Raw genomic sequence first — 14,970 nt, 5'->3', positions numbered from 1 at the left:
AACAGGGCTAGCGGAAGCTGCGGTGCTCGACCACCAGCGGCTTGCCGTCGAGCGTGGCGAGCAGGTCATCGAGGGGCTCCACGTGCTCGACGATCAGGTGCGTGACGCCCTCGTGCGCCTCCCAGCGCCCGCGCGCCCCGAGCAGCTGCGATTCGACGATGGCGCGCCGGTAGCGTTCGACCACGGCACGCCAGCAGATCAGGTTCGTCAGCCCATGCTCGTCCTCGAGGGTGAGGAACCAGGTGCCGTTCGCCGTCTGCGGGCGCTGCCGCAGGGTGACGAGGCCGGCGGTGCGCGTGCGGCGCGGCGCGGTGAGCCGATGCAGGGCGCGATGGTCGAGGTAACCGCGGGCGCGCAGCTGCGGCCGCAGCAGGGCCATGGGATGCGCGTTGAGCGTGAGCCCGGTGCTGGCGTAATCGGCGAGCGTGGTCTCGCTGGCCGTGGGTGGGCGGATCACCAGCCGGCCTTCGTCGGCGGCGGGCAATCCGGCGAACAGCGGCAGCGTGCCCTCCTCCACCCCGGCCATGGCCCAACGGGCGCGATGACGGTGGCCGGTGAGGCCACGCAGCGCATCGGCCTCGGCGAGCGCAGCGCGGGCGCGTTCGTCGAGATCGGCGCGCTGGCACAGGTCTTCGATGTCGCGGAACGGCGTGCGGAGGCGGGCCGCGACCACGCGCTCGGCGGCCTCGCGCGGCAGCGAGCCGACCTCGCGGAGGCCGAGGCGGATCGCGGGCTGCGGCATCGGCACCTCGGCTCCACCCTGCCCGTCTGCCGCCTCCAGCGACGACTCGACCCCGCTGAAGCGCACATCCACCGGCCGCACCGCGATGCCTTGGCGACGCGCGTCCTGCACGATCTGGGCGGTGGTGTAGAAGCCCAGCGGCTGCGCGTTCAACAGGGCGCAGGCGAAAGCCGCGGGCTCGTGGCATTTCAGCCAGCAGCTCGCGTAGGTGAGCAGGGCGAAACTGGCGGCGTGCGATTCCGGGAAACCGTAGCTGCCGAAGCCCTTCACCTGTTCGAAGATCTGCTCGGCGAAATCCGGCGGGTAGCCGCGCTCGGCCATGCCGGCCAGCAGGCGCTGGCGGTGGTGCTCGAGGCCGCCGCGGCGCTTCCAGGCCGCCATCGAGCGACGAAGCCCGTCGGCTTCGCCCGCGGTGTAACCGGCGGCGACCATGGCGATCTCCATCACCTGCTCCTGGAACAACGGCACGCCGAGCGTCCGGCCGAGCACCGTTTCCAGCGCCTTCGACGGGTAGAGCACCGGATCGATGCCCTGCCGGCGCCGCAGGTAGGGATGCACCATGCCGCCCTGGATGGGGCCGGGCCGGACGATGGCCACTTCGATGACGAGGTCGTAGAAGGTGCGCGGCTTCAAGCGCGGCAGCATGGTCATCTGTGCACGCGACTCGATCTGGAACACACCCAGCGTGTCGGCGCGCTGGATCATCCGGTAGGTCTCGGCGTCTTCCGCCGGGATCGTGGCCAGTTCGAGGTGGCGCCGGCCGTTCGCGCGCAGCAGGTCGAGGCAGCGGCGGATCGCGCTCAGCATGCCCAGCGCCAGCACGTCGACCTTCAGCAGGCCGAGCGTTTCCAGATCATCCTTGTCCCACTGGATGATGGTGCGATCGGCCATCGCGGCGTTCTCGACCGGCACAAGCCGCGAGAGCGGCGCATCGCTGATGACGAAGCCGCCGACGTGCTGCGACAGGTGCCGCGGGTGGTCGAGCAGTTCGTGCGCCAGCATCAGCACCTTGGCCAGAAGCCGGCCCTCGGGATCGAGCCCGCGCTCGCGACAGCGTGCCTTCCATACCTCGAAGTCCTCGGCGTGGCCGACCGCGGCGGAGAGCTCGGCGAGCTGGTCCTCGGGCAGGCCCATCACCCGGCCGACGTCGCGCAGCGCGCTCTTGGGCCCATAGGTGATGACCGTCGCGGCCAGCGCCGCGCGCTCGCGGCCGTACTTGGCATAGACGTATTGGATGACCTCCTCGCGGCGCTCGTGCTCGAAATCGACGTCGATGTCCGGTGGCTCGTCGCGCTCCTTCGAGAGGAAGCGTCCGAACAGCAGATTGGCGCGCGCCGGGTCGACGGCGGTGATGCCGAGCGCGTAGCAGACCGCCGAATTCGCCGCCGAGCCGCGGCCTTGGCAGAGGATGCCGCGCGAACGCGCGAACACCACGAGGTCGTGCACGGTGAGGAAGAAGGCCTCGTACTTCAGCTCGGCGATCAGCGCGAGCTCGGCCTCGATCTGCGCTCGCACTTTCTCCGGCAGGCCCTCCGGCCAGCGCAGCGCCGCGCCATCCCAGGTGAGCGTCGCCAACCAGCTCGAGGGGGTCTCGCCTTCGGGCACCAGTTCACAGGGGTAGTCGTACTTCAGGTCGCGCAAATGGAACCGGCAGCGCGCGGCGATGGCGACGCTTTCCTCCAGCCACGCCCGCGGGAAGATCGCCGCCAGCGCCTGCCGCGTGCGCAGGTGGCGCTCGCCGTTGGCGAACAGACGACGCCCGGCCTCGCGCAGCGTGGCGCGGTGGCGCAGCGCGCAGAGCACGTCCTGCAGGCCGCGACGGCGACGCAGGTGCATGTGCACGTCACCGCAGGCAACGACAGGGAGGCCACAGTGGGCGGCCAGCGCGGCGATGGCGGTGCGACGCGCATCGTCGTCGGCGCCGCGATGCAGCTGCGCGCCCAGCCAGAGGCGATCGGGGAACCGCGCGCGGAGCCACGCGACCGTGGCGTCCGGCGCATCCCGCGACCCGCTGGAGGCATCACCCAAACCGAGGTCGTCCCGCGTCGGCAACCACAGGGCCAGCACACCGTCGCCGCCCTCGTCCGTGCCCTCGCCAAACGCGGCCTCGAGATCGTTGCGATGCAGCGCGTAACTGCCCTTCGCCGCGCGCCGCCGCGCCGTGGTGATCAGCGCGGAAAGCCGCTCGTAACCCCGCGTGGATTCGACCAGCAGCACCAGCGTCGGCCCGTCGGCGAGCTGTACTTCGGTGCCGCAGATGAGCGGCAGGCCGGTGGCCTCGCTGGCCTCCAGCCCGCGCACGAGACCGGCAAAGCTGCATTCGTCGGTGATCGCCAACGCGCGATAGCCCAGCGCCTTCGCACGCTCGAACAGTTCCAGTGCCGTGGACGCGCCGCGCTGGAACGAGAAGGCCGAGAGGCAGTGCAGTTCGGCGTAGTCGGTGAGCGCGGCCTTCGTCGCGCGGCCCTCAGGCGAACCAGCCATGCAGCCACCACGGCCCGCCCTCGCCGCCTACCGGCCGGAACGCCCAGGCCTCCTGCCCGCTGAGGGTTCGCAGGCGGTAGTAATCGCGGCGCACGGGCTCGTCGTCCCACCACGCCGTCTCGATGCGCTCCGGGCCGGCCAGCACCGCCTCCACCACCTCGCGCAGCATGATCGGCGGGTCGATGAGCCACAGCGGCCGCGGGCTCTCGGCCAGCACCGGAAGGCGCGTGCGCGGCGTGTCGACCCAGCACCAGGCGGCCTCCGGGCGATGCGTGTCGACCACGGCCAGCGCCTGCACGGCCGCATCGCCGAGCCGCGCGCGCAGGCGGCTGTCGAGCAGGCCGGCATCGCCGCTGCGCGTTCGTGCGTCGAACAGATCGCGATGCTCGGGATGGAAGCCGGGCAGGTCGTCCGCCTCGAGGCCGAGGCTCACCGCGGGCGCCGGCAAGCGCGCGCTGTCCAGCTTCAAGCGCGCGAGGTCGAACAACCGCGCAGCATCGCGTTCCGGCGCGGCCAGCCGCACTTCGAGGCGCGTCGGGGCGACGCCATCCTCGTGGCCAAACACCAACCGGAAGCCCGGCACGCCGCCGTCGCGCTGCACGAGGAACAGCGCGAACTCCTGCAGCAGGCGGCGCAGCGGGAACACCAGCACCGTCGCGTCGGCGAGCGGGTGGTCGAAATCGAGACGCGCGGCATAGCGCGTGGGCGGCTCGTACAACGGAAGCGGATCGGGCGCCCGGCCGACGAGGCGGTCGAGCCGATCGAGCACCGACGGGCCGATGCGCTTCGCCAGCGCGGCGCGCGGCAGGGCCAGCACGTCGCCCAAGCGCTTGAAGCCGCTGCGTTCAAGCAGGCGCAAGGCGTCGTCGGGCAGGCCGGCCAAGCCCAGCGGAAGGCGCGCCAGCAGGCGCTGCAGCTGGGTGGCGTCGGCCACGGCGAGGCCGTCGTGCGCCCGCGCCAATCCGCGCGCGGCCAGCGGCGTGGGGGCACAGGCGATGCGCACCTGCACGCCATAGCCGGCGAGTTCATCGCGCAATCGCTGCTGCCAGCGCGGCCATGGCCCGAACAGGCCGAGCGAGCGCCCGGCTTCGAACAGCACGGTGTCGGGCTCGCGCAGGCTCACTTCGGCCGAGAAGCCGTAGGCGTAAGCGGCCAGCCACTCGCGCAGCGCGGCGTCGCGCACCGGCTGGTGGGCACTCAGCGCGAGCCCCGGGCACAGCAGCTGCGCGCTGGCCACCGCTTGCCCGGCGTGCACGCCTTGCGCGCGGGCAGTGGCATTCATGGCATGGACGCGGCGCTGCTGCGGCCCGTCGGTCAGCGCCCAAGGCAAGGCGTCGTCGAAGGCCTGCAGCGCGCGTCGGTGCCGCGCTTCGGCATCCAGCGCCAGCTGCGGCAGGTGCAAGGCACACCACCACGGCGAGGCGGGACGGAAGGACGGCGGGCTGGCGGGCATGGGGACGCCGGAACCTCAGTGCACGGCGCGCAGCGCGGAACGGGGCGTGGCGCCCCACGCCACCGGCGCGGCCGGCACGGCCCCGCCGCGGCATTTGTGCAGGCGCACGCGATCGCCGGGCATCACTTCCATCCGCAAGGCCGCCGGCGACGGCTGCGGCAAGGTACGCAGAGGCCGGAAGGCGAAGCCGAGGGCGTCGCCCTGCTCGGCCGCCACCGAGAGCCGACGCAGCGCGCGGTCATCCGCCCCCTGCGGCCAGCACAGCACCGCGCCGCAGGCCCCGGAACGCAGGCCCTGCTCGGCCGCCCACAGCGCATCGCGGCCCTCGGCCCGCACCACGCGCAGCTTCGCCAGATCGAGGCCAGCCGCGACCAGCGCCGGCGCATACGGCAGGTAGGGCGGCGCCACCATCAGTACGTTTCGGCCCTGCCGCGCGAGCCGCACCAGGGTGGGCAGCAGCAGGCGCAGTTCACCCACGCCATCCACCGGCAGCAGCAGCTCCAGCAGTGACGCACCGGGCCAGCCGCCGCCCGGCAGCGCGGCGTCGAGAGGGGCATGGCCGGTGGACTCCCCCGGCCGCCCGGCCGCCTGCCCCGCGGCCGGCCACAGGCGGCGCTCGTGGATCAAGGTATCGAGGGAAGCAAGGGCGGCAGGCATGGCAGGTCACCGATCCGGCAGAGGAAAATACCACACAAAAATGTGGTTATCGTGAAGCCGGCGGGCCGGCGCCTGCCGATGGGAATCGATGCCTGTCTCAGGGTTCGCGACCAGCCCGTCACGGGTACCGACGGCTATACTCCACGGGCTCTTGCTCGCGGCGGGAGAAGCGATGGAAACGGGCCTCGGCCCGGTACCCACGCTGCCGAAGGCGCAACGCCCGTAATCGCTCAGGCCCCCGTACCGTCGCGCGCGAGCAACTCTGGAGAGACCGGTTGAATCCGGCGCCGAAGGTGCACGCGAAGCGCGATTCCGGCTTTGCAAACTCTCAGGCAGAAGGACAGAGGGGCGAGAAGGGGATTTTTCGCTGCGGAAGCAGCGAACCCTTCGAGCGCCACCGCGCATGCAAGCGCGGTGGCCGGACGAACCTCCTCAACCTCCGGACATCGCCATGACCACGCCTTCGCTTCGCGCCCTCGAGCACCACGACGCTTTCCTGGAGCGCCATATCGGCCCCAACGCGGCCGAGATCGCCCACATGCTGAAGGTGGTCGGCCAGCCCTCGCTCGAGGCGATGACCGACGCCATCGTGCCGGCCTCGATCCGCTCGACGCAGCCGCTCGCCCTGCCCGCCCCGGTCACGGAAGTCGAGGCGCTCGCGAAGATCCGCGCGATCGCGAACAAGAACCAGGTGTTCCGCAACTTCATCGGCCAGGGCTACTACGGCACCCACACGCCGAACGTCATCCTGCGCAACATCCTCGAGAACCCCGCCTGGTACACGGCCTACACGCCGTACCAGGCCGAGATCTCGCAGGGCCGCATGGAGGCGCTGATCAACTTCCAGACCATGGTGACCGACCTCACCGGCATGGAGATCAGCAACGCCTCGCTGCTCGACGAGGCCACCGCCGCCGCCGAGGCGATGACGCTGGCCAAGCGCTCGGCGAAGTCGAAGTCGAACCGCTTCTTCGTCTCGAAGCACGTTCACCCGCAGACGCTCGCCCTGCTGCACACCCGCGCCGACGGCATCGGCATCGAGGTGGTCATCGGTGACGAGGCGGACGCCGCCGGTGCCGACGTCTTCGGCGTGCTGCTGCAGTACCCGAACACCGTCGGCCAGATCCACGATTACGCCGCGCTGGCCGACGCCATCCATGCCAAGGGCGGCCTCGTCGCCGTCGCCACCGACCTGCTGGCGCTGACGCTGATCAAGGCCCCGGGCGAATGGGGCGCCGACATCGTCGTCGGCAACACCCAGCGCTTCGGCGTGCCCTTCGGCTTCGGCGGCCCGCACGCCGCCTTCCTCGCCTGCAAGGACGCCTTCAAGCGCTCGATGCCGGGCCGCCTGATCGGTGTCTCGGTCGATGCCCAGGGCAACGCGGCCTACCGCCTCACCCTGCAGACCCGCGAGCAGCACATCCGCCGCGAGAAGGCCACCTCGAACATCTGCACCGCGCAGGTGCTGCTGGCGGTGATGGCTTCGATGTACGCCGTCTACCACGGTCCGGAAGGCCTCACCCGCATCGCCACGCGCGTACATCGCCTCGCCGCGATCCTCGCTTCCGCGCTGCGTGCGAAGGGCGTGACCGTCGGCACCGATTTCTTCGACACCCTGCACGTGGTCGGCGTCGATGCCGCCGCGCTGCACGCCAAGGCCAAGGCCGCGCGCATCAACCTGCGCGCGATCGACGCGACGAGCGTCGGCATCAGCCTCGACGAGACCACCACCCGCGACGACATCGCTGCGCTCGCCGCGCTGTTCGGCGCAACCGTCGCCGACATCGATGCCGCCGACGCCAGCACCCCGGACGCCCTGCCCGCCGGCCTGCGCCGCACCTCGGCCTTCATGCAGCACCCGGTGTTCAACACGCACCACAGCGAGCACGAGCTGCTGCGCTACCTGCGAACGCTGGCGGACCGCGACCTCGCCATGGACCGCACGATGATCCCGCTGGGCTCGTGCACGATGAAGCTCAACGCCACGGCCGAGATGATCCCGGTGACCTGGCCGGAATTCGCCAACATCCACCCGCTGGCCCCGGCCGAGCAGGCCGAGGGCTACCGCGAACTGATCACCACGCTCGAAGCGATGATCGTGGAGTGCACCGGCTACGACGCCGTGAGCCTGCAGCCGAACTCCGGCGCGCAGGGCGAGTACGCCGGCCTGCTGGCCATCCGCGGCTACCACCGCGCCCGCGGCGAAGGCCATCGCCACATCTGCCTGATCCCGGAATCGGCGCACGGCACCAACCCGGCCTCGGCGCAGATGGTCGGCATGGACGTGGTGGTCGTGGCCTGCGACAAGGACGGCAACGTCGACGTCGCCGACCTGCGCGCCAAGGCCGAGAAGCATTCGGCGAACCTCGCCGCGCTGATGGTCACCTACCCGTCCACGCACGGCGTGTTCGAGGAAGCCATCGTCGAGATCTGCGAGATCATCCACGCCCACGGCGGGCAGGTGTACACCGACGGCGCCAACATGAACGCCATCGTCGGCGTGGCCAAGCCCGGCAAATGGGGCTCGGACGTCTCGCACCTCAACCTGCACAAGACCTTCTGCATCCCGCACGGCGGCGGTGGCCCCGGTGTCGGCCCCTGCGCGGTGAAGGCGCACCTCGCGCCGTACCTGCCGGGCGCGCTGACGACCGACGGCTTCCGCACCGCCGGCGTCGGCGACGGCCCGATGGTGTCGGCCGCCAGCTTCGGCTCGGCCAGCATCCTGCCGATCAGCTGGATGTACATCGTGATGATGGGCGCCGAAGGCCTGCGCCGCGCCACGCAGGTCGCGCTGCTCAACGCCAACTACGTGGCCAAGCGCCTCGAGCCGCACTTCCCGACGCTGTACTCGGGCAGCAACGGCCTCGTCGCGCACGAGTGCATCCTCGACCTGCGCCCGATCAAGGACAGCACGGGCATCAGCGCCGAGGACGTGGCCAAGCGCCTGATCGACTTCGGCTTCCATGCGCCGACGCTGAGCTTCCCGGTGGCCGGCACGCTGATGGTCGAGCCGACCGAGTCGGAATCGCTGCACGAGCTCGACCGCTTCGTCGACGCGATGATCCAGATCCGCGACGAGATCCGCGCCATCGAGGACGGCCGCCTCGACCGCGAGGACAACCCGCTGAAGCACGCCCCGCACACTGCCATGGTGGTGACGGCCAGCGAGTGGACCCGCGGCTACCCGCGCGAACTGGCGGCGTTCCCGCTGCCGTCGCTGAAGCAGACGAAGTACTGGCCGCCGGTGGCGCGCGTCGACAACGTCTACGGCGACCGCAACATCATGTGCGCCTGCATCCCGGTGGAAGCCTTCAAGGACGCCGAGGAACCGGCCGCGGGTTGACCGGCTTCGCCATCGGCCGGGACGAAACGGTCCCGGCCGGCGGCGACGCTCCGGCCAACACCGCACGATCCCACCGGAGCCGCCCCATGCCCCTCGAACGGATTGCTTCCGCCACCGCCTATTCCGCGCTCGAGCTGGTGCAGGCCGCCACGGCGACAGCGGCTCGTGCGGAAGCATCGATACGCGCTCCGGTCACAGGGCGCATCGAGGCTGCGGCCACCGCCCCCCGACAGGCGGCGGATCCCGTCGACGTCCCGGCCGCCCTTCAATCCCGGGCCGATCGCCTGGGCCGGAACCTCGACGTGATCGCCTGACGGCATCGCGTGACGAAACCACGCCCCGCGTCGCGGGGCATGGCTCCTGGCACGACGTCAATCGGCCGCTTCGCCCCGCTTGAGCGCGTCCAGCTCGGCCGCCGTCTTCTTCGCCGCGCCTGCCATGAACCGATCGACGGTCTGAGTCGCGGCAAGGACGCCGCCCAATGGCCAGCTGTTGCGGTCGACCACGATCTCGCCGAGCACCTGGCCGGTCTCGTGGTCCTTCAACACCACCGTCGCATCGAAGAAAGAACTGCCTGCACCGAAGCCGATGAACAGGCGTGCCGCGCCGTTCCCTTCCTTGAACCGCGTAATGCGCCCGCCAAGCACCAAGGCCTTGCCTTCGACCGGCGAGCGGCTCACGTTCGGGAATGCACCGGTCTCACGGATTTCCGTGGCGATGCGATCAGCGAAATCGCGCGTGGCCTGCCCCACCGTGGCGATGTGTTCGGCGCGATGGCGTTCGGGGATGCGCGCGTGAGCGGTCGCGTCTTCGAAATCGACCACTTGCACCGTGGAATACCCCTCAACCAGTGCCGGACTCAGACGCAGCGAGGCGGGTTGGGCCGCCCCGTCGCCCTCGGGCGCCTGACTCGGCTTGATCCTGCTGGTACTGCCACAAGCTGCCAACATCACCGAAACGGCGGCGATCGTCACGAATTTCCAAGCTTTCATTTGTTGCTCCTTGAGTTCACGCCGTCCTGAATGACGGCCCCGCGACCTTAGCGGAAATCAGCGCTCCTTCACGATTCCGGCCATCGCTCGGGCGTAAGGTGCCCTATCGAACCCGAGGGCCGCGCCAATGATCAACGGCATTTCCTCCAACGCCTCGCAGTCCGGCATGGCCGTCGCGCTGCAGCGCGTCGACGCTGCCGCGAGCAACACCGCGAACCGCCAGACCGAGGGCGCCCAGCGCCTGCGCGTCGAGCAGTCCGAGGCCCCGAACGGCGGTGTGCAGGCGCGTACCGTGCGCACCACGGAAGCCAACAACACCGACCAGGCGGCGATCAGCGACGCCATCGACGCCCGCGTGGGGCAGCGCGATTTCGAAGCGAATGCCGCGGCCTTCCGCGCCCGCGAGGACGCCGTCGGCAGCCTGTTCAACGAGCGCGCCTGAGACGCATCGCAAGACGGCGGCTCTACGAGCCGCCAACGCTCAACGGTCCGCGTCGGGCTCCGAAGGCGGCGCCACCACGGGCAGGCGCAGCTCGAAGCGCGTGCCCTCGCCCGGCCGGCTTTCGACGCTGATGCTGCCCGCCAGCAGCTGGCCCACCAGGTTGTAGACGATGTTCAGGCCAAGGCCCGTGCCGCCGCGCCCCATCTTCGTCGTGAAGAACGGCTCGAACACCTTCCGCCGCACGGCCTCGTCCATGCCACGCCCGTCGTCGGCGAAGGACAGCACCACCTCGGTGCCTTCAGCCTTGCCAAACCGTACCGCCTCGATGCGCAGCGTGCCTTCGGCGTCATCGTCGAAGGCGTGCATCGCCGCGTTGTTCACCATGTTGCCGACGATCTGGCTGATGGCACCCGGGTAGCTGTCCATCGCGATGCCGTCGGGCACGTCCACCGCCACGCGGAAGCGGGCATGGCGAAGGACCGGCGCTTCCATCTCCAGCGCCTCGCGGACGACGGTGCCGAGATCGAAGCGGCGGCGCTTGCTGCCCGATCGGTCGACCGCAACCTGCTTGAAGCTCGAAACCAGCTCATGCGCGCGGCCGATGCTCCGCACCACGAGCTGGCTGCCTTCGCCCAGCACGCGCAGGAAGCCGTCGAGATCGCTGCGCTTCAAGCGGCCTTCGTCGACCGCGCGGGTGATGCCCAGCGCCTGCTCGTGCAGGGTCGAGCTGACGACCAGCGCGTTGCCGAGCGGCGTGTTCAGTTCGTGCGCCACCCCCGCCACCATCTGGCCGAGCGACGCCATCTTCTCCGCCTCGACGAGCTTGCCCTGCGTACCGCGCAGTTCCTGCAGCGCCGCTTCGGCATCGTCGCGGGCCTGCACCAGCTCGCCGGTGCGCAGGTCCACGAGTACCTGCAGCAGGAGCGCGCGCTTGGCTGCGAGGGCTTCGCGCCAACGCAGCAGACCGGCGATCGCCAGCAGCAGGAGCAACAGGGCCGCGAGCAGGAAGGCTGGCGTCTGCCAGAACATCGCTTCGACCATCAGCGGCAGCACCAGAGCGTGCGGGCTCCAATCGCCAACGCGGTTGGTAGCCTCCACCACCAGCACGTAATCGCCTGGCCAGAGGCCGCCGAAGGTCGCCGTGGGTTGGCTCGCATCGGCCGCGATCCAGCCGCCGGATTGCCCTTCGAGCCGATAGCGGTAGCGCACGGCGGCGGGGTCGGAGTAATCGAGACCGCTGAAACCGATGGCCAGTCGCCGCGTTCCGGCGGGCACCCGCCAGCCTCCCGGCTCTCGCGGCAGCGCAACACCATCGGCCTCGACAGTGCCGAGCACCACCTGGGGGTTGAACGCCCATGGGCGGAATCGCGAGGGATCGAGCAACACCAACCCGGTGCTGGTGCCGAACACGATCTGACCATCGCCCATCGCACGGCTTGCGCCCCAGACCTGGTTGGCGACGTCGAGGCCGTCCGCCGGGCCGAGGGCCTGCCAACGCCGGGCGCGCGGATCGAAGCGCACGCGCCCCGTCCAGACCACGCCCTCGCCATCCACCACGAGCTGGTCGCCCAAGCCCTGCGGCACGGCCGTCGCCTCGATCTGACGCTCGAACTCGACGCCCTCCGCCGAGGGCTGAAGGCGGTACAGCCCGTCACGCGCCAGCATCCAAAGCGTGCCGTCGGGCCCCTGCTCGAGGCGCAGCACGCCCGACGCCGCCCCGACACGGAGCGCAGGCGTGGCATCGCCCTTCGGCACTCCCGCTGGGCGCAGGACCCCACCGGTGGCCGGTCGCCACCAGAGCCCCAACGGCGTCCCCACCCACAGCCGCGCGGCATCGTCCTCGAGCACGGCCCACACGAGTTCGTCGAACGGCTGACCATCCTCCCGACGCTCCGGGGGAGCGGCCTCGCCGTCGGCGCCAATGCGCCGCAGACCGCGCTCCAAGCCCACCCAGACGCCGCCGCCGACCGCCGCGCCCAGGGTGCGGGCGCGGCGCTCGGGCCAGCCCTCGGCCACGGGTTCGAAGCGGCCGGCATCGTCAGCCGCGCGCCACACGCCGCCTTCCTGCATGGCGGCCCAGAACTGGCCGTCCGGCGTCCGAAGCAGGCTCCGCACCGTGCCATCGGCTAGGGACTCGCCCACGGAAATCGTTCGCCGCACGCGCAAGGTGCGGGTGTCCACTTCATCGATGCCGAGGTCGCCGACGGCGAGCCACACTCGCCCATCCGGCAGCGGCGCCGACGCGTTGATGGTGGGATGCCGCAGGCCTCCGGAGCCAGCCGGCAGGTAGCGGAGGGCCTGCAGCCCGGAGGGGAGACGCTGAAGCCCGCCGCCCCAGGTGGCGATCCACAGTTGGTCGGCGCGATCCACGAGGATCGACTGGATGCGGTCGACCCCCAGGCTGCCGACGCGTCCCGGCGACTGTCGCAAGCGCTCGATCAGCGCACCGCTGGCGGCGTCACGCACTTCGAGCCCGCCACCGAAGGTCGACAACCACATCCGCCCTTCGCCCCAGTCGACGAATCCATCCACCCAAGGATGACCCACGCCGTCTGGCGCCGGCGCAAGCGGCAGATGGCGCACGTCGCCATCGGTCGCGATGATCGATACCCCGTGCGCCTGGGTGCCGACCCAGAGCCGCCCGTCCCTCGCCTCGTGGAGCGCATAGACATAGCGCCCCTCGAAGTCCGGCACCGGCTCCGGCGCATTCGCGCCCGCGTGCAGGCGCATCAGGCCCGCGCGATGGCCCAGCCACAGCGTGCCCTGGCGATCCACGAGCATGGTGCGCACCGATTCCCCGGGCATCAGGTGCACGCCATCCACCCAGCGCCCCTCGGCGTCGATCCGCCGGGCGCCGTCGCGGGCATCGGCGATCCACGCACCGCCCTCGCCGTCCGAGGTGATGGCGAGGGGCGTCAGCCCGCTGTCTGGATAGGTCGACCCGTCGCCGGGCGGCGACAGGCGAACGAAGGCCCCGGTCGCCGGGTCGCGCCACCACACGCCGAAACCTTGCAGGCCCACCCAGAGGCGGCCATCCGCCGACGCGTGGAGGCTCTGAACGAAGGCCCGCGGCAAGGCCGGCGAGCGGTCGGACTCATGGAGCACCCGCTGCCCGTCAAAGCGCAGCAGGCCATTCGTCGAGCCCACCCAGACCAGGCCGTCGGTGTCTTCCGCCAGCGCGGTGATGACCCCGTTCGGCACGGCACGCGCATCAGCGATGGTCTGGAAGACCGGCGGCGTGGGCGACGGGCGTGCGGCCGAGGCGAGCGCGGCATGGACACACGACAAAACGACGAAGGCGGAAATCGCCACGATCCGGCACAGGCGCTGCCCGCCTTGGGCAGCGGCCGAAGCCGGTATCGCGCTGGCTCCCTGCCCCGCTTCCGCCATGCCGCAGTGCTCCCCGTCGAAGGTGCCTGCCGATCATGGCAGACCCTGCGAGGGGGCACATGTGGCGGCGCGCCATGGCGCCGCCCTGTCGATCAGGCGAACGGATCCTGCAGCACGATGGTCGATTCGCGGCCGGGGCCGGTCGACACGATCGACAGCGGGCAGCCGGCCAATTCCTCGAGCGCGCGCAGGTAGGCGCGGGCCGCTGGCGGCAGCTTGTCCCACTCGGTGACGCCGGCGGTGCTCTCGCTCCAGCCCGGGAACTCGAGGTAGACCGGCGTGCATTCTTCCCAGCCCGCCGCGTCGAGCGGCGCGTACTCGGTGCGCTTGCCGCGGTATTCGTAGGCGATGCAGATTTTCAGCTTCTCCATCCCGTCGAGGATGTCGAGCTTGGTGATGCACAGGCCGGTGATGCCGTTGATGGCGACCGCACGCTTCAGCGCGACGATGTCCATCCAACCGCAGCGGCGCGGACGGCCGGTGGTGGCGCCGTATTCCTGGCCGCGGTCGCGGATGCCCTGGCCGATCTCGTCATTGAGTTCGGTCGGGAACGGGCCGCCGCCGACGCGCGTGGCGTAGGCCTTGGCGATGCCGAGCACGTAGTCGATCGCGTCCGCACCGACGCCGGTGCCGGCCATCGCGCCACCCACCGTCGTGTTCGACGAGGTGACGTACGGGTAGGTGCCGTGATCGATATCGAGCAGCGAGCCCTGCGCGCCTTCGAACATCACGCGCTTCCCCTGCTTGCGCAGGTCGTGGAGGATGCCGGCCACGTCGGCCTTCATCGGATCGACGTACGCGCCGAACGCCAGCGCCTCGTCGAGCGTCTTCTGGTAGTCCACCGCCTCGACGCCGAGGTAATTCGTCAGCACGAAGTTGTGGTAATCCATCGTGGTGCGCAGCTTCTCGGCCAGCTCCTTCGGATAGGCGAGGTCGGCCACGCGGATGCCGCGGCGCGCCACCTTGTCCTCGTAGGCCGGGCCGATGCCGCGGCCGGTGGTGCCGATGGCCTTGCCGCCGGCGGCCTTCTCGCGGGCCTGATCCAGCGCGATGTGGTACGGCATGATCAGCGGCGTCGCCGGGCTGATCTTCAGCCGCGAACGCACCTCGACCCCGCTCTCCTCGAGCTGGGTGATCTCCTTCTGCAGCGCCGCCGGCGACAGCACCACGCCGTTGCCGATCAGGCACAGCGCGCCTTCGCGCAGGATGCCGGACGGGATCAGGTGCAGCACCGTCTTCTGGCCGTTGATGACCAGCGTGTGGCCGGCGTTGTGGCCGCCCTGGAAGCGGACGACGGCGCCGATCTCCTCGGTGAGGAGGTCGACGATCTTGCCCTTGCCCTCGTCGCCCCACTGGGCGCCCAAAACGACTACCGACTGACCCATGGCCGAAGCCCTCTCTTCAATGGAATGCGGGCCCTTTCGGGCGGGCCTTGGCCGGGCGGGAGCGGCGCCGCGGGGCGCCGGG

Annotated in this window: 9 protein-coding genes and 1 riboswitch; of the genes, 3 read left to right on the top strand and 6 right to left on the bottom strand. The window is 70.7% G+C overall.

The window, feature by feature from the left end:
* Positions 1 to 7: 7 nt before the first annotated feature.
* The 3 genes from ACIQ6S_RS11445 to imuA are packed head-to-tail and all read right to left on the bottom strand — an operon-like array spanning position 8 to position 5,336.
* Positions 8 to 3,226 (bottom strand): error-prone DNA polymerase, encoded by a 3,219-nt coding sequence (locus ACIQ6S_RS11445; protein WP_397608478.1) that lies wholly within the window; start codon positions 3,224 to 3,226, stop codon positions 8 to 10.
* A complete protein-coding gene (locus ACIQ6S_RS11440; protein WP_397608477.1) occupies positions 3,210 to 4,679 on the bottom strand; it encodes a Y-family DNA polymerase in 1,470 nt (489 codons plus the stop codon). Before ACIQ6S_RS11440 ends, ACIQ6S_RS11445 begins: the two co-directional genes overlap by 17 nt.
* Before the next feature lie 15 nt (positions 4,680 to 4,694).
* On the bottom strand, positions 4,695 to 5,336 hold the full coding sequence (gene imuA / locus ACIQ6S_RS11435) for a translesion DNA synthesis-associated protein ImuA (protein WP_397608476.1): 642 nt from the start codon (positions 5,334 to 5,336) through the stop codon (positions 4,695 to 4,697).
* 252 nt (positions 5,337 to 5,588) lie between these two features.
* Positions 5,589 to 5,690, top strand: a riboswitch (glycine riboswitch).
* 97 nt (positions 5,691 to 5,787) lie between these two features.
* Between imuA and gcvP the strand changes: the two genes are divergently transcribed.
* Together gcvP and ACIQ6S_RS11425 are read left to right on the top strand one after the other, a co-directional pair.
* Complete coding sequence (gene gcvP / locus ACIQ6S_RS11430; protein ID WP_397608475.1) at positions 5,788 to 8,679, top strand: aminomethyl-transferring glycine dehydrogenase; 2,892 nt, start codon at positions 5,788 to 5,790, stop codon at positions 8,677 to 8,679.
* A gap of 86 nt (positions 8,680 to 8,765) precedes the next feature.
* Positions 8,766 to 8,993: a hypothetical protein gene (locus tag ACIQ6S_RS11425; RefSeq protein WP_397573427.1), complete on the top strand. Its 228-nt coding sequence runs from the start codon at positions 8,766 to 8,768 to the stop codon at positions 8,991 to 8,993.
* A gap of 57 nt (positions 8,994 to 9,050) precedes the next feature.
* Here the strand turns inward: ACIQ6S_RS11425 and ACIQ6S_RS11420 are convergent, their stop codons facing one another.
* Positions 9,051 to 9,653, bottom strand: coding sequence for a DUF4410 domain-containing protein (locus ACIQ6S_RS11420; protein ID WP_397608474.1), 603 nt, complete (start codon positions 9,651 to 9,653; stop codon positions 9,051 to 9,053).
* Between the two features lie 145 nt (positions 9,654 to 9,798).
* Between ACIQ6S_RS11420 and ACIQ6S_RS11415 the strand changes: the two genes are divergently transcribed.
* Entirely contained in the window at positions 9,799 to 10,113 is a 315-nt protein-coding gene (locus ACIQ6S_RS11415; protein ID WP_397573425.1) for a hypothetical protein, read from the top strand.
* A gap of 39 nt (positions 10,114 to 10,152) precedes the next feature.
* On the opposite strand, the gene ACIQ6S_RS11410 is transcribed toward ACIQ6S_RS11415, so the two are convergent.
* Complete coding sequence (locus ACIQ6S_RS11410) at positions 10,153 to 13,425, bottom strand: two-component regulator propeller domain-containing protein (protein WP_397608473.1); 3,273 nt, start codon at positions 13,423 to 13,425, stop codon at positions 10,153 to 10,155.
* A 170-nt stretch (positions 13,426 to 13,595) separates the two neighbouring features.
* A complete protein-coding gene (locus ACIQ6S_RS11405; RefSeq protein ID WP_397608472.1) occupies positions 13,596 to 14,888 on the bottom strand; it encodes an adenylosuccinate synthase in 1,293 nt (430 codons plus the stop codon).
* Positions 14,889 to 14,970: the final 82 nt, after the last annotated feature.

Source organism: Silanimonas sp., from assembly GCF_044377035.1.
In the GTDB taxonomy this organism is placed as follows: Bacteria; Pseudomonadota; Gammaproteobacteria; order Xanthomonadales; family Xanthomonadaceae; genus Silanimonas.
This window is presented reverse-complemented; position numbering and strand designations above follow the sequence as displayed.

Coding starts and splice junctions, on each gene's coding strand:
- imuA (WP_397608476.1), bottom strand. CDS start 5,336: ATGCCTGCCGCCCTTGCTTCCCTCGATACCTTGATCCACGAGCGCCGC.
- ACIQ6S_RS11415 (WP_397573425.1), top strand. CDS start 9,799: ATGATCAACGGCATTTCCTCCAACGCCTCGCAGTCCGGCATGGCCGTC.
- ACIQ6S_RS11425 (WP_397573427.1), top strand. CDS start 8,766: ATGCCCCTCGAACGGATTGCTTCCGCCACCGCCTATTCCGCGCTCGAG.
- ACIQ6S_RS11440 (WP_397608477.1), bottom strand. CDS start 4,679: ATGCCCGCCAGCCCGCCGTCCTTCCGTCCCGCCTCGCCGTGGTGGTGT.
- ACIQ6S_RS11445 (WP_397608478.1), bottom strand. CDS start 3,226: ATGGCTGGTTCGCCTGAGGGCCGCGCGACGAAGGCCGCGCTCACCGAC.
- gcvP (WP_397608475.1), top strand. CDS start 5,788: ATGACCACGCCTTCGCTTCGCGCCCTCGAGCACCACGACGCTTTCCTG.
- ACIQ6S_RS11405 (WP_397608472.1), bottom strand. CDS start 14,888: ATGGGTCAGTCGGTAGTCGTTTTGGGCGCCCAGTGGGGCGACGAGGGC.